16 protein-coding genes and 3 tRNA genes are annotated in these 22,248 nt (G+C 61.4%); 9 read left to right on the top strand and 10 right to left on the bottom strand.

Going from position 1 to position 22,248, the window contains the following annotated elements:
• Positions 1 to 528 precede the first annotated feature (528 nt).
• From AC1DDS_RS21030 to prfB, 3 genes are all read left to right on the top strand, one after another.
• Positions 529 to 1,782: an N-acetylmuramoyl-L-alanine amidase gene (locus AC1DDS_RS21030; protein ID WP_477480680.1), complete on the top strand. Its 1,254-nt coding sequence runs from the start codon at positions 529 to 531 to the stop codon at positions 1,780 to 1,782.
• Between the two features lie 302 nt (positions 1,783 to 2,084).
• Entirely contained in the window at positions 2,085 to 4,535 is a 2,451-nt protein-coding gene (locus tag AC1DDS_RS21025; protein ID WP_477480625.1) for a penicillin-binding protein 1A, read from the top strand.
• A 113-nt stretch (positions 4,536 to 4,648) separates the two neighbouring features.
• A protein-coding gene (gene prfB / locus AC1DDS_RS21020; protein ID WP_477480624.1) for a peptide chain release factor 2 occupies positions 4,649 to 5,780 on the top strand; the annotation gives its coding sequence in 2 pieces (ribosomal slippage) (positions 4,649 to 4,717 and positions 4,719 to 5,780; 1,131 coding nt in all).
• Positions 5,781 to 5,924: 144 nt separating this feature from the next.
• Here prfB and AC1DDS_RS21015 read toward each other — a convergent pair.
• Together AC1DDS_RS21015 and AC1DDS_RS21010 are read right to left on the bottom strand one after the other, a co-directional pair.
• Positions 5,925 to 6,698: an NAD kinase gene (locus tag AC1DDS_RS21015; protein WP_477480623.1), complete on the bottom strand. Its 774-nt coding sequence runs from the start codon at positions 6,696 to 6,698 to the stop codon at positions 5,925 to 5,927.
• A 153-nt stretch (positions 6,699 to 6,851) separates the two neighbouring features.
• Positions 6,852 to 8,066, bottom strand: a complete 1,215-nt coding sequence (locus AC1DDS_RS21010; protein WP_477480622.1) for a GGDEF domain-containing protein — start codon at positions 8,064 to 8,066, stop codon at positions 6,852 to 6,854.
• A gap of 461 nt (positions 8,067 to 8,527) precedes the next feature.
• Between AC1DDS_RS21010 and AC1DDS_RS21005 the strand changes: the two genes are divergently transcribed.
• Entirely contained in the window at positions 8,528 to 8,719 is a 192-nt protein-coding gene (locus AC1DDS_RS21005; protein ID WP_477480621.1) for a DUF6494 family protein, read from the top strand.
• A gap of 12 nt (positions 8,720 to 8,731) precedes the next feature.
• Here AC1DDS_RS21005 and AC1DDS_RS21000 read toward each other — a convergent pair whose 3' ends face one another.
• The 6 genes from AC1DDS_RS21000 to AC1DDS_RS20975 all read right to left on the bottom strand — a co-directional run bounded on the left by AC1DDS_RS21000 (position 8,732) and on the right by AC1DDS_RS20975 (position 17,943).
• Entirely contained in the window at positions 8,732 to 8,998 is a 267-nt protein-coding gene (locus AC1DDS_RS21000) for a DUF2277 domain-containing protein (protein WP_477480620.1), read from the bottom strand.
• Between the two features lie 91 nt (positions 8,999 to 9,089).
• Complete coding sequence (locus tag AC1DDS_RS20995; RefSeq protein WP_477480619.1) at positions 9,090 to 10,721, bottom strand: ATP-dependent nuclease; 1,632 nt, start codon at positions 10,719 to 10,721, stop codon at positions 9,090 to 9,092.
• A gap of 65 nt (positions 10,722 to 10,786) precedes the next feature.
• The gene (locus tag AC1DDS_RS20990; protein ID WP_477480618.1) at positions 10,787 to 14,599 is read right to left on the bottom strand and encodes a vitamin B12-dependent ribonucleotide reductase; all 3,813 of its coding nucleotides are present in this window, start codon (positions 14,597 to 14,599) and stop codon (positions 10,787 to 10,789) included.
• A gap of 852 nt (positions 14,600 to 15,451) precedes the next feature.
• Entirely contained in the window at positions 15,452 to 15,949 is a 498-nt protein-coding gene (gene gpt, locus AC1DDS_RS20985) for a xanthine phosphoribosyltransferase (protein WP_310422143.1), read from the bottom strand.
• 175 nt (positions 15,950 to 16,124) lie between these two features.
• Complete coding sequence (locus tag AC1DDS_RS20980) at positions 16,125 to 16,967, bottom strand: universal stress protein (protein ID WP_477480617.1); 843 nt, start codon at positions 16,965 to 16,967, stop codon at positions 16,125 to 16,127.
• 220 nt (positions 16,968 to 17,187) lie between these two features.
• A complete protein-coding gene (locus tag AC1DDS_RS20975) occupies positions 17,188 to 17,943 on the bottom strand; it encodes a competence/damage-inducible protein A (protein ID WP_477480616.1) in 756 nt (251 codons plus the stop codon).
• Positions 17,944 to 18,116: 173 nt separating this feature from the next.
• Here AC1DDS_RS20975 and wrbA point away from each other — a divergent pair, with 173 nt between their 5' ends.
• Positions 18,117 to 18,716, top strand: a complete 600-nt coding sequence (gene wrbA, locus AC1DDS_RS20970; protein WP_477480615.1) for an NAD(P)H:quinone oxidoreductase type IV — start codon at positions 18,117 to 18,119, stop codon at positions 18,714 to 18,716.
• A 104-nt stretch (positions 18,717 to 18,820) separates the two neighbouring features.
• Here wrbA and AC1DDS_RS20965 read toward each other — a convergent pair whose 3' ends face one another.
• Both AC1DDS_RS20965 and AC1DDS_RS20960 read right to left on the bottom strand, forming a co-directional pair.
• A complete protein-coding gene (locus AC1DDS_RS20965; protein ID WP_477480614.1) occupies positions 18,821 to 20,020 on the bottom strand; it encodes an amidohydrolase family protein in 1,200 nt (399 codons plus the stop codon).
• A 131-nt stretch (positions 20,021 to 20,151) separates the two neighbouring features.
• A tRNA-Val gene (locus AC1DDS_RS20960) sits at positions 20,152 to 20,227 on the bottom strand.
• A gap of 475 nt (positions 20,228 to 20,702) precedes the next feature.
• Here AC1DDS_RS20960 and AC1DDS_RS20955 point away from each other — a divergent pair.
• The 4 genes from AC1DDS_RS20955 (at position 20,703) to AC1DDS_RS20940 (ending at position 22,242) form a co-directional block, all read left to right on the top strand.
• Positions 20,703 to 20,779: transfer RNA gene (locus AC1DDS_RS20955), tRNA-Asp, on the top strand.
• Between the two features lie 54 nt (positions 20,780 to 20,833).
• Positions 20,834 to 20,910: transfer RNA gene (locus AC1DDS_RS20950), tRNA-Asp, on the top strand.
• Positions 20,911 to 21,307: 397 nt separating this feature from the next.
• Positions 21,308 to 21,673 carry an NADH-quinone oxidoreductase subunit A gene (locus AC1DDS_RS20945; RefSeq protein ID WP_310422127.1) on the top strand — a complete coding sequence of 122 codons (366 nt, stop codon included), beginning with the start codon at positions 21,308 to 21,310 and terminating at the stop codon, positions 21,671 to 21,673.
• Positions 21,664 to 22,242, top strand: a complete 579-nt coding sequence (locus AC1DDS_RS20940; protein WP_108004645.1) for a NuoB/complex I 20 kDa subunit family protein — start codon at positions 21,664 to 21,666, stop codon at positions 22,240 to 22,242. Before AC1DDS_RS20945 ends, AC1DDS_RS20940 begins: the two co-directional genes overlap by 10 nt.
• The last annotated feature ends 6 nt before the right edge of the window (positions 22,243 to 22,248 follow it).

The raw sequence follows: 22,248 nt of genomic DNA, 5'->3' as shown, positions 1-22,248 counted from the left end.
CTACGTCCAAACGAGAATGCCAATGCTCTAGACCAATATGGCCCGATGAAAAGACCCGAAGGGGTCGTGGTGGAAATCCACCCTGAGTTTGGTCCGGCCACCGCCGGAGTACGCGATTCCATTTGCCCGGAAACAAGCATTGCGACGGCGGATGGAGGCCAAATGCGGCGCCAATTCCAGATGGTTGGCTGCCCGTCTGCGGCTCCTATCCCGTCTGTACTTCTTTCCTGAAATTGCTTTTATGTTCAATATGTCACAATGGCAAGGAAAAAGCCGGGACCGTCACAATTATGATCCAATCGCGCGGGATGGAGGCCGGCCGTTCGGGGATGGGGTCGGGAACGATAAGGTCTCGTTAACCATGCCGGCGGCATCTTGGACGCTCAGCTTTTGTCCGGTTCGGATTGGCATGAACTGCCGAATCGGCGTTGAACGCGCCTTGGAATATCCGGTCAGTTGGAGGAGAGCAGGAGTTTGACGGTTGCGGTGCTTCGAGCGGGCCAGGTGAGGCGGTTGGCTGGTAAGGCGTTGCGCCGGGGCGCGGTCGCGGCCCTTCTGATCGCTGCAGCCTTCGCGGGGTTTTCCAGAACGGCGCTCGCTGCCGAGCCGGTCGTGACGACGGCATCAATCCCCGTGGCGGATGCTCCGCTGCTCGCATTTTCCGGCCGTGTTGCCGGAGACGATACCCGCACGCGCCTCGTCATAGACTTCGACCGGCGGCCGGATGTTTCGGTGCACTACGTCGCCAATCCCTACCGCATCCTGCTCGACCTGCCGGAAACCGTGTTCTCGCTCCAGAAAGAGGATGTCGCTGCCCGCGGGGTGTTTACCGACATTCGCTACGGCGCCATGGCGGCCGGGCGATCGCGGATCGTGCTGACGGCCAGGGATCCGGTCAAGGTCGTCGTTTCCGACGTCCGCGAGGAGGAGGGGGGCGTCAGCTACCGCCTGATCGTCGATGCGGAGGTGGTGACCACGGCCGCATTCTCGGAACTATTGGCCGGCCAGACGTGGAAGGATGCTACCGCGATCCCGGCGGCGTCCGACAGCGACCAGCTTTTGCCGGGTGCCGCCGCAGGCGGCAGCGGGTCGTTCGTGGTCGCCGTCGATGCGGGACACGGCGGCATCGACAACGGTGCGCAGGGAGCGGTCACCGGCACGAATGAAAAGGTGCTGACGCTCGCCTTCGCCCAGGAATTGACGGCTGAACTAAACAAGCTGCCTTCGACGCAGGCCTTCCTGACGCGCGAAAAGGACGAGTTCCTGTCCCTGCCGCAGCGGGTGCAGTTGGCCCGCAATCGCGGCGCCAACCTGCTCATCTCCGTGCACGCTGACACGCTGCGCCAGAAGGACATTCGCGGCGCGACGGTGTATACGATATCGGACAAGGCCTCCGACAGCCTCGCGGCCAATCTTGCCGTGCGGGAGAACCTCTCCGACGAGATCGCAGGCATGACGCTGGAAGGTGAGCCGGCGGAGGTCGCCGACATTCTTATCGATCTGACGCGCCGGGAGACGCAGGCCTTCTCCATCAGCCTCGCCAAGGAGGTGGTCGGCTCGTTCGAGGGGAAGGTCAACCTCATCAATAATCCCCATCGCCATGCCGGGTTCCGGGTGCTGAAGGCGCCTGACGTGCCGTCTGTTCTTCTCGAACTGGGGTTTCTTTCGAACAAGGAGGACGAGCAACTTCTGCTCGATCCGGCCTGGCAGAAGAAGGTTGCCGAACTGCTGGCCCAGGCCGTACAGCGCTATCGCTCGACCGTGGTCGCCAACGGCGGTTGATCTGCCGAGGCGGTGCTTGGAGCTCCGTTTTCCCGCGCGAGGGCAAAACGTCGTGTTACCCTAATTGATGTGCCGAAAAAGTAACAGCACATGCAATTGTGCCGTGGTCTTCCGGTAGCGTTTGTATTAAGCCCTATTTTCCTCACATTCACGGCCCTAGTCGGGTGCAACGTGAGGCGACTCGATGGGCGAATTTTCAGGTCGCCTTCGGGACGGGGCGGCCCCCGAATTGCATACGTGCCTGGCGTGGCGCGCCGCTTTTGTCCCAGCCGATGAGATAATAGGGTACCGGTAACTGGCACATGTTCAGATTGATTGGATATTTTTTCGGGATTGGCACCGTGTTCTTTCTCGGTGTGGCCGCGATCGTCGCGGTCTATCTCGCAAACGTCACGAAAGATCTGCCTGACTACGAGGTATTGAACAGCTATGCCCCGCCGGTGACGACGCGCGTGCACGCCGCCAACGGCGCGCTGATGGCGGAGTACGCGCGCGAGCGCCGGCTCTATCTGCCGATCCAGGCGATCCCGGACCGGGTGAAGGCGGCTTTCCTTTCGGCCGAGGACAAGAATTTCTACAACCACCCCGGCGTGGACGTGACCGGCCTGTTCCGGGCGATCGTCGTCAACGTGCAGCAGATGGGGTCCGGTCGCCGGCCGGTCGGCGCCTCGACCATCACCCAGCAGGTCGCCAAGAACTTCCTGCTCTCGTCGGACCAGACGATCGACCGCAAGGTCAAGGAAGCGATCCTTTCGTTCCGCATCGAGCAGGCCTACACGAAGGACCGTATCCTCGAGCTCTATCTCAATGAGATCTTCTTCGGGATGAACTCCTATGGCATCGCCGGCGCGGCGCTGACCTATTTCGACAAGTCCGTCACGGAGTTGACGATCGCCGAGACGGCCTACCTGGCAGCCCTGCCGAAGGGACCGAACAACTATCATCCGTTCCGCCGGGCCGACGCAGCCATCGAGCGCCGCAACTGGGTGATCGACCGCATGGTCGAGAACGGTTACGTCACCAAGAGCGAGGGCGACGAAGCCAAGAAGCAGCCGCTTGGCGTCACGCCGCGCAACCGCGGCTCCTATCTCTTCGCCTCGGACTATTTCGCCGAAGAGGTGCGCCGGCAGATCATCGAGCGCTACGGCGACAACGCGCTCTACGAAGGTGGCCTGTCGGTGCGCACCTCACTTGATCCGCGCCTCCAGGTGATCGCCCGCAAGACCCTGCAGGACGGTCTGATCAGCTATGACGAGCGCCGCGGTTTCCACGGGCCGATCAAGACGATCGAGATCGGCGGCGACTGGGGTGTCGAGCTCAGCAAGGTCAACGCCCTCAGCGATGTGCCGGAATGGAAGCTGGCGGTGGTCCTTGCGACCGACGGCAAAGGTGCCGACATCGGCCTGCAGCCGCGCAAGGAGCCCTCCGGCAAGGTGGCGGAGGAACGCGTGACCGGCCGCATTTCCGCCGAACAGATGAAGTGGGCGTACCGGTCGTCCAAAGGCGACCGCAAGTCGGCCAAGTCGCCGGAAGGCGTTTTCTCTCCCGGCGACGTCGTCTATGTCGAGCCCACCGAGGTGCAGGGCACGTATCGTCTCCGCCAGCCGCCACGGGTTCAGGGTGGCCTGGTGGCGATGGATCCGCATACCGGGCGCGTGCTGGCGATGGTCGGCGGTTTTTCCTATGCGCAGTCCGAGTTCAACCGCGCGACCCAGGCGATGCGCCAGCCGGGGTCTTCCTTCAAGCCCTTCGTCTATGCCGCAGCCCTCGACAATGGCTACACGCCGGCATCGGTGATCATGGATGCGCCGCTCGAGATCGTCGCCGGCGGCCAGGTCTGGCGTCCGCAGAACTACGGCGGCGGTGCGGCCGGTCCGTCGACGCTGCGCCTCGGCATCGAGAAGTCGCGCAACCTGATGACGGTGCGCCTTGCCCAGGACATGGGCATGGACATCGTCGCCGAATACGCCGAGCGCTTCGGCGTCTATGACAAGATGTATCCGGTCCTCGCCGCCTCGCTCGGATCGGGCGAGACCACCGTGCTTCGCATGGTGGCGGGCTATGCCGTTTTTGCCAACGGCGGCAAGCAGATCAAGCCGTCGCTGGTAGATCGCATCCAGGACCGCTACGGCAAGACGATCTACACCCACGAGGAGCGGACCTGCGAAGGTTGCAATGCAAACAATTGGGAAAACCAGGACGAGCCGAATGTGATCGACAATCGTGAGCAGGTGCTCGATCCGATGACCGCCTATCAGATCACCTCGATGATGGAGGGCGTGGTCACGCGCGGCACGGCGGCGGGCAAAATCAAGCTCGATCGCCCCGTGGCAGGCAAGACCGGTACCACAAATGACGAGAAGGACGCCTGGTTCGTCGGCTACACGCCGGACTTGGTCACCGGGCTCTATCTCGGCTTCGACAACCCGGCCCCGATGGGGCGCGGCTCAACCGGCGGCTCATTGTCGTCGCCGCTGTTCAACACCTTCATGCAGGCGGCCACGGAAGGAACGCCGCCGAGCAAGTTCCTGATCCCTGAAGGCATGCAGATGATCGCGGTGAACCGCAAGACCGGCATGCAGGCCTACGAGGGCGAGCCGGACACGATCATGGAGGCGTTCAAGCCCGGCACGGGTCCGGCCGACGTCTTCTCCGTCATCGGCGGCGAGGAATACATGGAGCCGGAGGAAATCCTGAAGAATTCGCCGCAGGCCAATCAGGCCGTCACTGGTGGGCAAAGCGGGCTGTTCTAGCCAACGGTCCGGGCGGGGTAAAAAGGGCGGGCGTTCTCGGACGCTCGCCTTTACTTCTGCGCCCCTTATGACTATCTCACCAGCCAATTCACAAACAATCGAAGAAGGCGGACATGCGCGCGGAAATCGAAAACGTAGTCGACGAAATCAAGCAGGCCATAAGCCTGCTGAGGAGGCATCTTTGACTGGGACCAGGCGATAAGACGACTGGACTGGTTGAACAACAAGGCAGAGGACCCGACCCTCTGGAACGACGCCGGCGAGGCGCAGAAGCTGATGCGCGAACGCCAGCAGCTTGATGACGGCATTAACGGCCTTCGCGCGCTCGAGCAGCAGTTGAGGGACAATATCGACCTTATCGAACTCGGTGAGGAAGAGGGCGACGCCGACATCGTCAAGGATGCCGAGAACGCGCTGAAGGAACTGCGCACGGAGGCCAACCGCCGTCAGGTCGAGGCGATGCTGTCGGGCGAGGCGGACGGCAACGACACCTATGTCGAGGTGCACTCCGGTGCCGGCGGCACCGAGAGCCAGGACTGGGCGAACATGCTGTTGCGCATGTACACCCGCTGGGCCGAGCGCCAGGGCTTCAAGGTCGAACTGCTGGAAATCCACGACGGCGAAGAAGCCGGCATCAAGTCGGCGACGATCCTCGTCAAGGGCCATAACGCCTACGGTTGGATGAAGACCGAATCGGGCGTGCACCGGCTGGTGCGGATCTCGCCCTATGACAGCAACGCCCGCCGCCACACGTCGTTCTCCTCGATCTGGGTCTATCCCGTGGTCGACGATTCGATCAACATCGAGGTCAGCGAGAGCGATTGCCGGATTGACACCTACCGCTCATCGGGCGCCGGCGGCCAGCACGTCAACACGACCGACTCGGCGGTGCGCATCACGCACATTCCGACCGGCATCGTCGTCGCCTGCCAGCAGGAGCGCTCGCAGCACAAGAACCGCGCCAAGGCCTGGGACATGCTGCGCGCCCGCCTCTATGAGGCGGAGCTGAAGAAGCGTGAGGAAGCGGCGAATGCGGAGGCCTCCTCCAAGACCGACATCGGCTGGGGGCACCAGATCCGCTCCTATGTTCTGCAGCCCTACCAGTTGGTCAAGGACCTGCGCACCGGTGTCGAAAGCACGGCCCCGGACGACGTGTTGAACGGCGATCTGAACGAGTTCATGGAGGCGGCGCTCGCCCACCGCGTCAATGGCGGCGCGGATGCGGCGGTCGAGGATCTCGCCTGATCCGGTGAAGATGAATGGAGAGGGCCCCTGCGGGGGCCTTTTCTGTCTGTGGCCACTGCATCGAGCGGAAGCACTCTCCGGTGATTGCGTGATTGCCGGAAAATCAGAGCCTTGATGGGCGGCTGACGCGGTGGCGGCCCCAGTTCAATATTGAAACTGTTCCGACAGGATCCGTTCCGACCAGGAGTGGTCCGGATCGGAGAGGATGATCGCCGTCGAGTTCTCCGATTCGGTGATGGTGACCTTCGACACCGACTTGACCTCGGTATAGTCGGCCACCGCGTTTACCGGCCGCTTTTCCGGTTCGAGAATGTCGATCTCCACGGTGACGTGGTTCGGCAGCAGCGCGCCGCGCCAGCGCCGCGGGCGGAAGGGGCTGACGGGGGTGAGTGCCAGCAGCGGGGCCTCCAGCGGCAGGATCGGCCCGTGCGCGGAGAGATTGTAGGCGGTCGAGCCGGCCGGTGTCGCCAGCAGCAAGCCGTCGCAGATCAGTTCTTCCAGCCGGGTGCGGCCGTCGACGGCGACGCGCAACTTGGCCGCCTGGTAGGATTGGCGGAACAGGTAGACCTCGTTGATCGCGAGCGCCTCGCGCCTGTTGCCGGCGGCGTCGATCGTTTGCATCTCCAGCGGACGGCAGATATTTTCCTCGGCCTTTGCCACCCGCTCCGGCAGTGCGTCGATGCTGTAGCGGTTCATCAGGAAGCCGATCGAACCTCGGTTCATGCCGTAGATCAGCTTGCCGGAATTCATCATGGCGTGCAGCGTCTGCAGCATGAAGCCGTCGCCGCCGAGCGCCACGACCACGTCTGCCTCGTCCGGCCTGGCATTGCCGTATCGCGCCACCAGTTCGGCCATCGCCTCCTGCGCCTCCGGCGCCTGCGAGGCGACGAACGAGAGCGATCTGATGCTGCGTGTCATGTCGTCTGCTTTGTCCTTCTTCCAGTTCCGTCGACCGTCGAGCGTTCCTGATCGCGGTTCATGATCGCCTTAGATGAATCCTTTGTTGCATGCATTGTTGAAGGGTGCACCACAAAATACGCACATGTCACCGCTGCTTCCGGCTGTCATGCATCATGCCCGTCGGGCTGCCTTGGCAGTCACCGGAACTGGTGCGGTCCATGACCCTTTCCGGGCAGTGGCCCCGGGGGCCATGGTGAAGCCATTGCGTCCGCGGCGCTTGGTTTCGTAAAGTGCCACGTCCGCCTCTTCGATGATATCTTTGAGCATGTCGCCGTTGCCAGCCGACCTGAGTGCAACGCCGACACTGATGGAAATCTGGATGATTTCACCTTGCCAACGGAACCGGCTTGCGGCGACAGTCCGTGCAAACTGTTCGGCGAATGACCGCGCGGCAACGGGATCTCTGACGACAAGGGCAATTCCGAACTCGTCACCCGCCAGACGCCCCAAAAACCGGTCGGGCCTCACGAACTGGCCAGCGATCGTGGAAAAATGCTGCAAGCACGCATCGCCTGCCGCGTGGCCATAGGTGTCGTTGATGGTCTTGAATCGGTCAATGTCGATCATCATCACACCGTACCCGGCACCAACACGCTCCGCATCGGCTCTCATACAGTGGGCGGTCTCCATGAAGTTGCGCCGATTGGGTAGCTCCGTAAGTTCGTCAAAAGAAGCGAGCCTGTTGAGATCGGACGCCAAGCGATCGACGGCCATCAGCACAAAACCGAGGTTCCAGATGGTTGCGCCGAAGATGGCAGCAACCAGCAACAATGCCGCAACTTCATAGTACGCCTCTGTCGACAGGCTTCCGGTCAGTCGCAGGACGTTGAGCACCATCTCGGTGCCTTGACCCATCAAGGCGACAACAAAGCCGGAAGTCGCGGCGATCGTTCCCAGGCTTGGCCGGCGAAAGGCCGCCAGAGCGATGGTGGCTAAGACCATGGGAATGAGCTGGATTGCCGCAATGACCACATTGATGGCGGGTCGATTGCCGCCAACCGCAGCCAGGACCCCGGCACCGGCCAGGACGATGACCAGGATGGAACGCCAGTCGACGAGCTGGCCTCGAAAGCGCCTGATGCCGGCCCATGCCAGGCAGAAGCCGAAAACCGTGAAGCTGTTGGCCGCGACAATGGACAGGTGGCCGTAGGTTGTCGGCTCGATGGCGAACAGAATGCCGCCCATCGTTGTCGACAGGCATCCTGCGAACCAGTAGCCGGCGCCACTGATATTGCGATGCGTCCACACGAAACCTGACCAAGTAACGCACAGGACGAGCGAGTTGAGCAGTATGATGAGATAAAGCGTTTGGAAATCCAGGTTCATCCGAGTTCCACGAAACGTATACGCGATAATGCTGCTCGCCCTCATGGCGCGCATGCCCATCCGCAGCGGGTTGGGACCCCGCAATAGCACGGGTCGGTTAAGGGCGGGTTCAAGGAAACCGGTAAAGTTGTCTCTTTCGGACCTCTGGCGCCAAGCGCAATTCCCGGTTCTGCGTCGGCTGGATCAACTGATGCGGCTCATAAACTGGACCGAAGTGCTGCCGTCGACCCAGGAGGATGCAATGAATATCCGCAGGACAACTGACCGTATCCGCACTCGTGGCCGCCATCGTCGAAAGCCACGGCGGCACCGTCACGCTCGGTGACCGGCCGGAAGGGCAGGGGCTGTGCGCCGAAGAAAGATCGCGACGCGCTTAAGCGTGGCTCCTGTGCTGCCGCGCTCCAGTTTCCTTGATCACGTCCTTCGCCTACAATCCCTCATCGGCACCGAGGAGTTTCCCGATGAGCGAAGACGCGTTCAACATGTCGATCCGCAAGTTCCTGAAGGAAGTCGGCGTCACCTCGCAGCGCAAGATCGAGGAGATGGTGCGCGGAGGGCAGGTCGGCGGCAAGAAGCTGAAGCTACGCATGACGCTGACGGCGGAGGGCACCGGTCTCACCCACGTGGTCGACGGCGAGATCGACCTTCCGTAGGCCGCCAGCCGCTCAAGCGAACCGGGCTGCGCTTCTCGCGCGCATCTTCGCGGCCTCTTCCTCACGGTTGCGTGGCCGTTGCGAGGTCTCCATGGAATCGAGCAGTTCGCCGGCGCAGTCCGCGATTGCCCGCACCGCGCGATCGAATGCCGCTTCATTCCGCTTCGATGGCCTGGTCGTTCCGGCCAGCTTGCGTACGAACTGCAATGCGGCATCGTGGATTTCCTGCTCCGTCGCCGGAGGATCGAAATTGAACAGGGGCTTTATGTTTCGGCACATGACATGCTCCCAGTTGCGTTCCGCTCTCTCCTTGAAGGCGTTGATGAGGAGGGGCGGGGCCTGCAGTCGAAGCCACAGCCGTGAGACGAATTTAACGCGATCCTTGGATTGCTTCAACGAGCTCGGTTACGCGCTTTTTCAAGTCAAGTGGCCAATCATCACTTTCAATGGCAATTGCAGAGCGGGCAAAATCGTTCTTTTTGACTTTCTCAGGATCAAGGATTTGGTCGAGTTTGGTTGCCGGAATCGATGTTCCGGGAAAAGCGGCGGCGAGTTTACATATAACCTCTGCTGGGAGGTAATTTTCAACTTCCCGCCCTTCAGTAATCCAGCAGATCCCGCCCTGTCTCTCAATTTCTTCGCGGACACGGGACTTGGTTGAATTTATGTTTGGTTTGTCTGGCTTGCGATCGCTATCCATTAATACAGCAAAAGCCCGAGCGAGAGAAACTGCCTTAACAAGCTCAGAGTCTTCTTCGATAAAACTATGATGACTTAAAATCTTGCCACCGTAAAATAAAACAGTAAAGTCGACGCCTTCGATGAGCGTTGGGTCAATTCTTCCGATCCAGTGGTTAAGATAAACACGGTCTGACGGTCCTTCGACCCAAATGGCAAATCGTGTGAGCAAGAGATCACTGGGCGAATGCCCCAAGTCGCGAACCGCTTGATATCGCTCCTTATTGCTTACGACCGTGCTGATGATGGAGCGCGTACCATCGTTTCTCACTTGAAGTACGTCGGCATCGACGGAGTCCAATATTGCTGCAGAATGAGTAGCGAATACGAAAGATGAATCTAATGTGTCATTTAGATATTTCACCATCCTCTTTTGGGCAGTAGGATGGAAGTGGAGTTCTGGCTCGTCCACAAGCGTTAGCTTCCCGGTGAAGCCAAATGAGGCGAGTCCGATAATTAAAAGTTGCTCTATCCCAGTGCCGAGGTCCTGTAGGGCGAATTCGGAACCGTCTATGTCGATGTGAATAGTGGATTTGTCAAATGGGACCTCTATATGTACGTCTCGTTTGTCCAGGCAGTACGCTAAGAAGTCTTCAATTTTTTTGAATTTCTCTCTGCTCTGAGTTCTGTTTTCTGTTCGAGGACGGTTAAGGGCGGAAAGTTCTTCTACGATATTTCCGTATTGAAGCACTGTCCCAGCGACTTCCAGTTTGGTAAAATTGTCTGGCTCCCGCCCTGGAGTTGTAATGTATCGAGTATTGGGAACGTAAACTGTACCAACCAAGTTTGGTTCTATTTGCTGAAATAGACGCTGCATGAGTGTATAGCAGTTTGCATTCGCGCTACTGCTGTTACCGAAATCATTAAGAAACCTATTGCTTTCTGCGTACTGCAAAATTTCCGGCGGAGCGTCTCTCTGTACTAAGGTTCCGCCTTTTATTGTTATAACAAAGTCGTCTTTGAAATCAGGAAGGGACCGTTTAAGGTTTTGATAGTTGTCAGCGAATTTCATGAAATTGCTATTACTTACGATGAGATCGTACTCGTGATTATTATCACCAATTGAGAATTGTTTATTAAATACTGCCGACAATGCCCGGAGGATATTTGATTTTCCGGAATTATTTGGCCCCACTACAAATGTAGTTTTGTGGCTGAATGGGACAATGCAACCTTCATTGATCGAGCGGTATTGTTTGATATTCAGGGAAAATGGTGGCTGCATTCTGATTGTCCGAGAAAAACCCGCGGTGAAACTAGCCACCGCGGGTCCATCCTATCCAGAGTTAAGTTGCAATAAAGCGGATGCTCGACTTATCCCTGCATTTTTCAGCTGCACCCGCTCGTCGCGCCACACGTGTCGCACTTCTCACACGTGCCGTTGCGCACCATCGTAAAATTCTGGCACTCCGAGCACATGCTGCCGGTGTAGCCCTGGGCGATCGAGCGCATGCGGCGTTCGTTCTCCAGCTTCTTCGCATCCGCCTTGGCCGCGGCCGCGTCGGCCTGGGCCTTGTCGGAGAAGAGCGCGGTCACGCTCGGTTCGGCATCGCTCGCGGCCTCTTCGGCGACCTGTTCGGCCAGTTCCGCGGCCTTTTCCTCGTAGTCGCGCTTGAAGGCGACGATTTCGGAGGTGGAGATCGCAACGGTCGGCTCGAGCTTGCGCGCAGCGCTCCCGGCAAAGGACGTGACGTTGCCGGCAGAAGTGGCCTTGGCGGGGGCGGCGGTCGAAGCCCCCTTCGGCTCGGAAAGCGGGCGCTCGCCGCCGCTGCCGAGGACGAGGGTCGGCTTGTAGCCGCGCGTCCAGCCGGTCGCCAGCAGGTTGGTCTTGCCTTCCTGGATGCCCTTGCCGAGTGCGGTGTTGGAGAAGTCCGACGTATCTACATGGGCGAGGTCGTTGCGGCCGAGATAGGACACGGCGAGCTCGCGGAACACATAGTCGAGGATCGAGGTGGCGTTCTTGATCGCATCGTTGCCGATGACGATGCCGGCCGGCTCGAACTTGGTGAAGGTGAAGGCCTCGACATATTCCTCGAGCGGCACGCCGTATTGCAGGCCGAGCGAGATGGCGATGGCGAAATTGTTCATCATCGCGCGGAAGGCGGCACCTTCCTTGTGCATGTCGATGAAGATCTCGCCAAGCCGGCCGTCGCCGAATTCGCCGGTGCGCAGGTAGACCTTGTGCCCGCCGATGACGGCCTTCTGGGTGTAGCCCTGGCGACGGTTCGGCAGCTTCTCGCGCTCGCGGGTGACCTTCTCGATCACGCGCTCGATGATCTTCTCAGTGACGGCAACCGCCTGGGCAGCTGCCGGCGCCTGCAGCAGTTCCTCGACCGCATCCTGGTCCGCCTCGTCCTCGATCAGCGAGGCGTTCAGCGGTTGGGACAGTTTCGAGCCGTCACGGTAGAGGGCGTTGGCCTTCAACGCCAGCTTCCACGAGAGCATGTAGGCAGAGCCGCAATCCTCGACGGTCGCCTCGTTCGGCATGTTGATCGTCTTGGATATCGCGCCCGAGATGAACGGCTGGGCGGCCGCCATCATGCGGATGTGGCTTTCGACCGAGAGGTAGCGCTTGCCGATCTTGCCGCAGGGGTTGGCGCAGTCGAACACCGGCAGGTGCTCGTTCTTCAGGAACGGTGCGCCTTCGAGCGTCATCGCGCCGCAGACGTGGATGTTCGCGGCCTCGATGTCCTTCTTCGTAAAGCCGATGTGCTCGAGCAGGTTGAAGCTCATGTCGGCGAGTTGCTCGTCGGACACCTTCAGGGTGTCCTTGAGGAAGTCGGCGCCGAGCGTCCACTGGTTGAAGACAAACTTGATGTCGAAGGCGCTCTTCAGCGCGCCGTTGACGGCGGAGATCTTCTCGTCCGAAAAACCCTTGGCCTTCAGCGAGCCCGGGTTGACGCCGGGCGCCTGGTTGAGGTTGCCGTGGCCGACCGCATAGGCCTCGATCTCGGCAATCTGGGCTTCCGAGTAGCCGAGCGTGCGCAGCGCATCGGGAACGGCGCGGTTGATGATCTTGAAGTAGCCGCCGCCGGCGAGCTTCTTGAACTTCACCAGGGCGAAGTCGGGCTCGATGCCGGTGGTGTCGCAGTCCATCACGAGGCCGATCGTACCGGTCGGGGCGATCACCGAGACCTGCGCGTTGCGATAGCCGTGCTTTTCGCCGAGCTCGACCGCCTTGTCCCAGGCGCTCATGGCGTGGACGATCAGGTCCTGGTCCGGGCAGTCGTCATGGAGGAGGGCGACCGGGTCGACCGAGAGATTTTCGTAGCCGGTCGTCTCGCCATAGGCGGCGCGGCGATGGTTGCGCATGACGCGCAGCATGTTGTCGCGGTTCGGTGCAAAGCCTGGGAAGGTGCCGAGCTCGCCGGCCATCTCGGCGGACGTCGCGTAGCAAACGCCGGTCATGATCGCGGTCAGCGCGCCGCAGATGGCGCGGCCCTCGGCCGAATCGTAGGGAATGCCGGACGACATCAAAAGGCCGCCGATATTGGCATAGCCGAGGCCAAGCGTGCGGTACTCGTAGGAGAGTTCGGCGATCTGACGGGACGGGAACTGCGCCATCATCACCGAGATTTCCAGGACGATCGTCCACAGGCGGACGGCGTGCTCGTAGTCGGCGATGTTGATGTTCTTCGTGGCCGCGTCCTTGAACTGAAGCAAGTTCAGCGAGGCGAGGTTGCAGGCCGTGTCGTCGAGGAACATGTATTCCGAGCACGGGTTGGATGCGCGGATCGGGCCGGCAGCCGGGCAGGTGTGCCAGTCGTTCATCGTCGTGTTGAAGTGCAGGCCGGGATCGGCCGACGCCCAGGCGGCGTAGGAAATCGATTCCCAGAGGTCGCGCGCCTTCAGCGTCTTCATGACGCGACCGTCCTTGCGGGCGGTCAGGTTCCAGTCGCCGTCAGTCTCGACGGCGCGCAGGAAGTCGTCCTTGATCGAGACGGAGTTGTTCGAGTTCTGGCCGGAAACGGTGAGGTAGGCCTCCGAATCCCAGTCCGTGTCGTAGGTCTTGAACTCGATGTCCTTGTAGCCCTGCTTGGCGAACTGGATGACGCGCTTGATGTAGTTTTCCGAAACCTGGTTCTTCTTGGCGGCGCGGATCTCGCGCTTCAGCGCCGGGTTCTCGTTCGGGTCGAAGCAGGCGTCGTTGTCGGCCGAGCAGTTGATGCAGGCCTTCATGATCGCCTTGAGGTGGGAAGCGACGATCTTCGAGCCGGTGACGAGGGCTGCGACCTTCTGCTCTTCCTTAACCTTCCAGTTGATGTATTCCTCGATGTCCGGATGGTCGATGTCGACCACGACCATCTTGGCGGCGCGGCGCGTCGTGCCGCCCGACTTGATTGCGCCGGCGGCGCGGTCGCCGATCTTCAGGAAGCTCATCAGGCCGGAGGAGCGGCCGCCGCCGGACAGCTTTTCGCCTTCGCCGCGCAGATGCGAGAAGTTCGAGCCCGTGCCGGAGCCGTACTTGAAGAGGCGCGCCTCACGCACCCACAGGTCCATGATGCCGTTCTCGTTGACGAGGTCGTCCTCGACCGACTGGATGAAGCAGGCGTGCGGCTGCGGATGCTCGTAGGCCGACTTGGACTTCGTCAGCTTGCCGGTGAAGGGGTCGACATAGAAGTGGCCCTGACCGGGGCCGTCGATACCATAGGCCCAATGCAGGCCGGTGTTGAACCACTGCGGCGAGTTCGGGGCAACGCGCTGGGTAGCGAGCATGTAGGCGAGCTCGTCCTTGAAGGCGGAAGCGTCTTCCTCGGAGGCGAAGTAGCCGCCCTTCCAGCCCCAGTAGGTCCAGGTGCCGGCGAGACGGTCGAACACCTGGCGGGCGTCGGTCTCCGAGCCGTACTGGGCTTCCTTCGGCAGGTCCTTCAGCGCGTCGGTGTCGGGAACGGAGCGCCACAGGAAGGAGGGGACGTCGTTCTCCTCGACCTTCTTCAGGCGCGCCGGCACGCCGGCCTTGCGGAAATACTTCTGGGCCAGGATGTCGGCTGCGACCTGGCTGAACTGGGCGGGAACGTCGATGTCGGCGAGCCGGAAGACGATCGAGCCGTCCGGGTTCTTGATCTCGCTGGTGGCCTTGCGGAATTCGATCTCGGCATAGGCCGACTGGCCCTGCTTGGTGAAGCGACGTTCTATGCGCATGGTCCGTTGTCCTTCTGTCAGCGTTCCTGCGTACGTGTGCGCAGGCGCAATTGTTCCGCGCGGCCGCAATGTCTCGCAGCCTGCCCCAACTCTCTTCAATGTGTGCGGGAAACCCGATCTATCGAGACCCTGTATCTTGTGCTGAGTTTAGCTGCAAACACTAAATGTAGTGTAAACAGCTTCTTTATGCCAGCCTCATGGGCCGCTTCGGCGATCAAGAAAACGTGCGCAAAACATCCCCTGCGGCGGCGGGTCATCCACCTTGACGCATGGTCACCAATCGCGATTTCCTGATTTTATGAACCGGACTTTAAACTCTCCGGCCCAGCCGCCGTTGCAACTTAAGAACCATTAACGCCATGGCACCCGATTCCGTCAAGGGGTGGTTTGTGACGGATTTGTGGACGCTACATGTTGTGTGCGCTGCCTGTGGAAAATGGGGAGATCGTTCAAATGCTGCAAAATCAGGCGTTTCCGAGCGGATGATCACGGCGGGTGCGAGACAAGTGTGGATAGCCCAAGAAATAATGGGGCAAAACTAAGGGTAAAGCCGCGCAACGCACATGGGGGGAATTGGCAAGGGATCAGCGATGTGCATTCCCCGCGCTGTTTCACTAGGCCGATGGCTGAGCAGGGCCAGTCGCGCGTCAAAATGGACGAGCGAACCGGCGGTTTCCTCTTGTCCATGGCCGCGTGCCCGCCAGCCTGGCGGCCGCTCGCATCCGTCGCAAGAAGAACGCCGCCAGACAGTGTTCGATTCGATGTGTACAGCAGCCAATAGACGGCAATGCCGCCATTGCCACGGCGGCATTGCAGGGCTGAAGTGTAGAAGGGCAGGGTGTTGGCAGGCGGTCAGCCGCGGGTGCCCTTGGCAATCGGTTCCTGGTAGCTGAAGCCCATGTCCCAGGGGAAATAGATCCAGGTGTCCTGGCTGACCTCGGTGACGAAGGTGTCGACCATCGGCCGGCCCTTCGGCTTGGCATAGACGGCGGCAAAATGTGCCTTCGGCAACATCGCGCGCACCTGCGCGGCGGTCTTGCCGGTATCCGTCAGGTCGTCGATGATCAGGATGCCTTCGCCTTCGTTCTGCAGGAGTTCCGGCGCGACGCCCTTCAGCACGTGCATTTCGCCCTGCGACACGTAGTCGTGATAGGAGGCGACGCAGACGGTCTCGATCAGGCGGATGTTGAGCTCGCGCGAGATGATCGCCGCAGGCACGAGGCCGCCGCGCGTGATGCAGACGATCGCCCTCCACTCGCGGTCGTTGTCGGACAGCCGCCAGGCAAGCGCGCGGGCGTCGCGGTGAAACTGGTCCCAGGAAACGGGAAAGGCTTTGTCGGGAAGCGACATGGCGGGCTCCTATCGCCGGGCGTCCGGCGGAAATGCGGATGATCGGCCTTTTCTAGAGCAGTTGCATCGCGAAGGGAAACGGCGCAGTTGCGCCGTCGCCCGGTGATCCACAGCGAAGAGACGGAATCGCGGCCGCGTCGGAGGGACATCGGGCGGCGCCGTTCTCAAAATCGGATTAGCGCGACATGATTGCCGGCACGCGCAGGTCCTTCATCATTGCGCTGGTGACGCCCCCGAACAGGCGGTGCCGCAGCCAGGAATGGCTGAAGGCACCCATGACGAGCAGATTGGCGCCGGTCTGGCTGACGCGGCGGTTGATGACGTGGGCGACCGTGTCCCCGCCGGAACTTACGGAATTGATGGACACCGTCAGACCATGGCGCGTGAGAGCGGAGGCGATCTCGGCGCCGGAGAAGGCGGCATGCTCCGAAGCGCTGTCGTGGGCGTCGACCGTGAAGATCTCGATCTCCCTCGCCTCCTTGAGCAGCGGCAGTGCGTCGAAGACGGCACGGGCCGATTCGCGCGTGCCGTTCCAGGCGACCAGCACGCGTTCAGGCGTCTCGGGACCGGCGACGGCATCGGAGACGAGGCAGAGCGGCCGACCGCTTTCGTAGAGCAGGTCCTCGATGTCGGCGCGGGAAGGGCCGTCGCCGTTGGCGTCCAACTGCGCTGCCACCACCAGATCGCTCGCGCGCGCGCTGTCGATGACGCCGCTGGCACTATAGCCGGCGCTGCCGGTGAAAAGCCGCCATTCGTGGGGGACGCCGGCGCGTTGGGCCAGGGTCCGGAAGGTCTTCTGGATCGTCCGCGAAACCGCCTGCGCCTGCGCCTGCTGTTCCATGATCGCGTTCGGATCGGGGAACTCCATCGGTGCAGCGATCGTGACGACGATCGGTGTCTCTGCGTGCACGCCAATCAGATGCGCGCCGTGCCGCTCGGCAAGCGCGAGCGCGTGCTGGGTCACCTTTTCAGCGTCTTCCGCAACACTGAGCACGGCGGTGATGGTCTTGTATGTCATTGCGGTCTCCATTGCGGTCGGGGTGCGCCGCGCCGAACGGAACAACCCTCCGGCAGCGGGTCGGTAACGCGTTGAATTTCTGCATGATCCTTCTCCCAAATCGCCTTCGATTCAAGAGGCATGCGGAATTTGGTCTCCTGTCGCCGACGCAATCTGCGATGCTGACGCGGTCAGGCCGATGCAATCTGCGCCGCCGGTTGCAATCCGGCCTTGATGTCGGTCAAGTGGCGGCCTTGGCCGCCGCGATCTCGGCGATCATCGCCAGGATGTCCCTCTCTGCCGCCGTCGCCGTGGCGTCTTCGCGGCTGCGGATGACGATCTCGGTCGAAAAGCGTGTTCCGTCGAACCGCGGATAGGAGCCGATCGAGGTTTCAGGATGGGCCTTCTGAATGGCCGTCAGCTGGGTGCCGATGTCGCCCTCGCCAAACGGGGAGGCGATGCTGCGGGAAAGCACCGGCGTGCCGGTCTTAAGCGTCGGCAGGAGGGATTCAAGCATCGCGACGAAGACCTGCGGTACCCCAGCCATCACATGCACGTTGCCGATGCTGAAGCCGGGGGCGGTGGAGACGCTGTTTGGGATATGCTTCGCGCCGACCGGCATCCGCGCCATCCGCTGGCGCGCCTCGTTGAATTCCATGCCGCGACGGGCATACATCGCCGCCATCAGTTCCATTGCGGCCGAATCGTGCGTGCAGGGCACGCCGAACGCCGCGGCGACCGCGTCGGCGGTGATGTCGTCATGGGTAGGGCCGATGCCGCCGGAGGTGAAGACATAGTCATAGCGGCCGCGCAAGGCGTTCAACGCGTCGACGATCATCTCCTCCTCGTCGCCGACGATGCGCACTTCCTTGAGGTCGATTCCGGCGAGAAAGAGCATGTCGGCCAGATGGCCGATGTTGCGGTCCTTGGTGCGCCCGGACAGCAGTTCGTCGCCGATGGCGAGCATCGCGGCGGTGATGATCTTGGCGGAAGTCATTGGGAATATTCCTTATTGTCGTTGATTCGTTCAACGCGGCGAAGTGATTGTCAATTCTGCGCGAACAGTCTGTTTCGCCGGCGGGCGCTGGCTTTGTCCCGGCATGTGCTCCATGTTCGCAGCTGCAGCAATCAGCGGAATGACCGCTACCTCTACGCAATGAGAGAAGAAGAATGGCAAAAGTACTGGTTCTTTACTACTCCGCCTACGGGCACATCGAAACCATGGCGAATGCCGTGGCTGAGGGCGCGAAATCCGCAGGCGCCGACGTCGCGATCCGGCGTGTACCGGAGCTGGTTCCGGAGGAGGTCGCCAAGGCTTCGCATTTCAAGCTCGATCAGGCCGCTCCCATCGCCACGATCGACGAGCTGGAAGAATACGACGCCATCATCGTCGGCGCCGGCACTCGCTTCGGCACCGTGGCTTCGCAGATGCGCAATTTCTGGGATCAGACCGGCGGCCTGTGGTTCAACGGCAAGCTCGTAGGCAAGGTCGGGTCTGCGTTCACCTCGTCCGCGACCCAGCACGGCGGCCAGGAGTCGACCCTTCTGAGCTTCATCCCCACGTTCTTGCACCACGGCATGGTCGTTGCCGGCCTGCCTTACGCCTTCCAGGGCCAGATGGGCGTCGATGAAGTCAAGGGCGGCTCGCCCTACGGTGCTTCGACGATCACCGACGGCGACGGCTCGCGCCAGCCTTCGACTGTCGAACTCGACGCCGCCCGTTTCCAGGGTGCACACGTCGCAAAGCTCGCTGCGAAGCTCGCCGGCTGAGTTCACACTCTATACCGAGAAAAGAAGAAGGGCGCGCTCGGCCGAGCGCGCCCTTCTTCGTATGGGAAGCAGATAGGCAACCGCACAGGCGGGTGATCGCGACGTCAGCCCGACACGATCTTCCCATTGGATGCCACGAGCCGCCCGCCCTTGTAGACGTCCCGCGCCTTCGGTACCTCGACTACGGCCTGCGGGATGTGCGGTGCGTCGAGCACGACGAAATCGGCTCGTGCGCCGGGACGGATCCCGTAATTCTCGATGCCGAGCGCCTTTGCCCCGGCCGCGGTCACGACGTCAAACGCGGCGGACAGCAGGTCATCGGTATAGAAGCCGGAGCGATAGGCGATGATCGAGGCCCGGCTGAGCATGTCGCCGTCGCCGAACGGCCACCACGAATCGCGGATGTTGTCGCTGCCGGAGAAAACGGTGACGCCCTCGCGTCGAAGAAGGGCCACCGGTGGAAAGGCGTGGTCGCCCGGCGCATTGGTCATGATCGCGACGCCGGAGCGGGCGAGCAGGGCGCCGGTGCGCTTCGCAAGATCCTCAGCTACGTCGCCAAGGCCGTAGGCGTGGCTGATCACCACCTTGCCGTTCATGCCGAGCGCCTGTGTCCGTGCGCAAATCTGTTCGATCTCGAAAATGCCGAGCGTTCCCATGTCGTGTAGATGGATGTCGACACCGACACCGCGCCTCTCGGCAACACCGAACACGACGTCGAGGTGCCGCTCGACATCCCGGTCGAAGCTCGCCGGATCGAGCCCGCCGACGAGGTCTGCTCCCATTCCAATCGCTTCGTCCAGTAATTCCGGCGTGCCCGGACTGGAGAGGATGCCGCTTTGCGGAAAGGCGACGAGCTGAATATCGATTCGGTCTCGATATTCGTCACGCACGGCGAGAATCGTCTCCAGCGACTTCAGGCCGACCGAGCCGTCGACCATAACATGGCTGCGCATGTGCATGGCGCCGTTGGCAATGCACAGATCGAGCTGGTTGCGGGCTCTCGCCGCCATCGGCGCCGCCTTCGCCATGTTGTCCGCCTGGAACGCGACCCGCTCGCGGACGTCGAATCCGTTGGTGCAGGGACGGTGCGGCTTCCATTCGTCGCCATAGAAGCTGGTGTCCAGATGGATATGCCCCTCGACGAGGCCGGGGATCACGAGGCGACCGCGCAGGTCCACCGATGTTTCCCCGACGGCCGGCACTCCCGTGCTTTCGATCGCCCGAATCGTGCCGTTGGAGACACGAATGTCCACCAGGCGTCCGTCAGTCTGCCTGGCGTTATGAAAGGTCGTTTCGGTTGTCATTGGATTCTCCTGGACGATGTGCGGGGCGTGCCGCCGCTACGGCCACGCGCGCATCTTCACAGCGCGCGAAAAACCTGTTCCCCGCCGGGGTTTGGCGGGTCTGCACACAGTCAGCTTATAGGAAGAAGAAGTGGTGGGCGATGAGAGACTCGAACTCCCGACATCCTCGGTGTAAACGAGGCGCTCTACCAACTGAGCTAATCGCCCGCCGCGTTGGTGGCCGTGATCTATGCGGAACCGGATGAAACCGCAAGAGCCCTGATGATGTTTTTTGAGGATTTTTTTGCGGCCGGCTGAGCGGACGGGATAATGGCGTTGGCAATTCTGTAGGTCGATCCCCGCTCAAAATCGCCGGCATCCGGTTGATCGAGCGGACTTCGCCGCCCTGGGGCAGGGAGCCCGGGGCAAGGCGCCGGGGTCCGAGGCGAGATGTGGATAAGTGTCCACTTGCCTATCCAGCGGCCGCGACGTTCAGCGGCTTCGTATTCTCGCTGGCAATTATCGGCGCCTCACGCACGGGTGCGCTAGGGATATCCGTGCGAGGTTTTCAACAATTCGTGCCGTGTCATCGTTTTGTTTTCAAACCCGCTTGACACCCCAAAGCGAACCCCTTAGTTAGCCGCTCATCGAACGGCTTCGGCCGCTTCGGGAGGTGCCTCGGCATCGGACGTTTGAAAGAAATGCGGGTGTAGCTCAGTCGGTTAGAGTGCCGGCCTGTCACGCCGGAGGTCGCGGGTTCGAGCCCCGTCACTCGCGCCATTTCACTTGTCCTGATCGCCTGAAGGGGTATCATGGCCGCAACGGCCAACATGCGCGGGTGTAGCTCAGTCGGTTAGAGTGCCGGCCTGTCACGCCGGAGGTCGCGGGTTCGAGCCCCGTCACTCGCGCCATCGTCTTTTCCTATAGTCGATCTCATCTCTGTCGGAAGCGGTGAGGCAGCGCGACGGGCGCTGTCCTTTTTGGCGTCCGCAGCTTCGGGCTCCTGGCTGAGTCGAGCGGAACGTGGTGCGCGTTCTGGGGAGGCGGCGCACATCTTTGTGGCTCGCCGCGGCGACAGGCGATGCTCGGTGCTTTCGGCCCTTGCCCATGATGTTTGTCAGGTTCCATTTCTCGCCGAGGCGCGGGGCCGGCGAATTGTGCGCAATGATCGGGGTAATGCCGGACCAAAGCCTTGCGCGGGGGCGCTCACTGCGCTAACGACGTGCCGTTGCAACATACTTTCTCGGCTTGCGGTCATCAGGCCCGGCGGCGCTCATCCCGCGCCCGACGCAAGCAGGACGGACGACAATGACTGAACTTCTCGGATCCTACATCCCGATCGCCATCTTTATCGGTATCGCCCTCGTGATCGGCATCGCGCTGCTCATTGCGCCCTTTGCCGTCGCATACAAGGCCCCCGATTCGGAAAAGCTTTCGGCCTATGAGTGCGGCTTCAACGCCTTCGATGATGCGCGCATGAAATTCGACGTCCGCTTTTATCTGGTGTCGATTCTCTTCATCATCTTCGATCTCGAGGTCGCGTTTCTCTTTCCCTGGGCGGTCTCGTTCCATGATCTGGGCTGGTTCGGCTTCTGGTCGATGATGGTCTTCCTCCTGGTGCTCACCATCGGCTTCATCTACGAATGGAAGAAGGGAGCGCTGGAATGGAATTGACCTCCGGCACCACGCTCGTGGCCCCGCGGGCCAAGGGGATCATCGATCCCGCGACCGGCAAGCCGGTTGGCAGCGACGATGCGTTCTTCGGCGAGATCAACAACGAACTGGCCGACAAGGGCTTTTTGGTCACGTCCACGGACGAACTGATCAACTGGGCGCGGACCGGCTCGCTGATGTGGATGACCTTCGGCCTTGCGTGCTGTGCGGTCGAGATGATGCAGATGTCGATGCCGCGCTATGACGTCGAGCGCTTCGGTTTTGCGCCGCGCGCCTCGCCGCGCCAGTCGGACGTCATGATCGTCGCCGGCACGCTGACCAACAAGATGGCCCCGGCGCTGCGCAAGGTCTATGACCAGATGCCCGAGCCGCGCTACGTGATCTCGATGGGTTCGTGCGCGAACGGCGGTGGCTATTACCACTACTCCTATTCGGTGGTGCGCGGCTGTGACCGTGTCGTGCCGGTCGACATCTATGTGCCTGGCTGTCCTCCGACGGCGGAAGCGCTGCTCTACGGCGTGCTCCTGCTGCAGAAGAAGATCCGCCGCACCGGCACGATCGAGCGCTAAGGGCAG

The organism is Mycoplana sp. 10N416 (assembly GCF_056394765.1).
This window is presented reverse-complemented; position numbering and strand designations above follow the sequence as displayed.

Excerpts from the sequence above, each read along its gene's own strand:
- AC1DDS_RS21025 (WP_477480625.1), top strand. The coding sequence starts at position 2,085 with ATGTTCAGATTGATTGGATATTTTTTCGGGATTGGCACCGTGTTCTTT.
- AC1DDS_RS21015 (WP_477480623.1), bottom strand. The coding sequence starts at position 6,698 with ATGACACGCAGCATCAGATCGCTCTCGTTCGTCGCCTCGCAGGCGCCG.
- AC1DDS_RS21010 (WP_477480622.1), bottom strand. The coding sequence starts at position 8,066 with ATGAACCTGGATTTCCAAACGCTTTATCTCATCATACTGCTCAACTCG.
- AC1DDS_RS21005 (WP_477480621.1), top strand. The coding sequence starts at position 8,528 with ATGAGCGAAGACGCGTTCAACATGTCGATCCGCAAGTTCCTGAAGGAA.
- AC1DDS_RS21000 (WP_477480620.1), bottom strand. The coding sequence starts at position 8,998 with ATGTGCCGAAACATAAAGCCCCTGTTCAATTTCGATCCTCCGGCGACG.
- AC1DDS_RS20990 (WP_477480618.1), bottom strand. The coding sequence starts at position 14,599 with ATGCGCATAGAACGTCGCTTCACCAAGCAGGGCCAGTCGGCCTATGCC.
- gpt (WP_310422143.1), bottom strand. The coding sequence starts at position 15,949 with ATGTCGCTTCCCGACAAAGCCTTTCCCGTTTCCTGGGACCAGTTTCAC.
- AC1DDS_RS20980 (WP_477480617.1), bottom strand. The coding sequence starts at position 16,967 with ATGACATACAAGACCATCACCGCCGTGCTCAGTGTTGCGGAAGACGCT.
- AC1DDS_RS20975 (WP_477480616.1), bottom strand. The coding sequence starts at position 17,943 with ATGACTTCCGCCAAGATCATCACCGCCGCGATGCTCGCCATCGGCGAC.
- wrbA (WP_477480615.1), top strand. The coding sequence starts at position 18,117 with ATGGCAAAAGTACTGGTTCTTTACTACTCCGCCTACGGGCACATCGAA.
- AC1DDS_RS20965 (WP_477480614.1), bottom strand. The coding sequence starts at position 20,020 with ATGACAACCGAAACGACCTTTCATAACGCCAGGCAGACTGACGGACGC.
- AC1DDS_RS20945 (WP_310422127.1), top strand. The coding sequence starts at position 21,308 with ATGACTGAACTTCTCGGATCCTACATCCCGATCGCCATCTTTATCGGT.
- AC1DDS_RS20940 (WP_108004645.1), top strand. The coding sequence starts at position 21,664 with ATGGAATTGACCTCCGGCACCACGCTCGTGGCCCCGCGGGCCAAGGGG.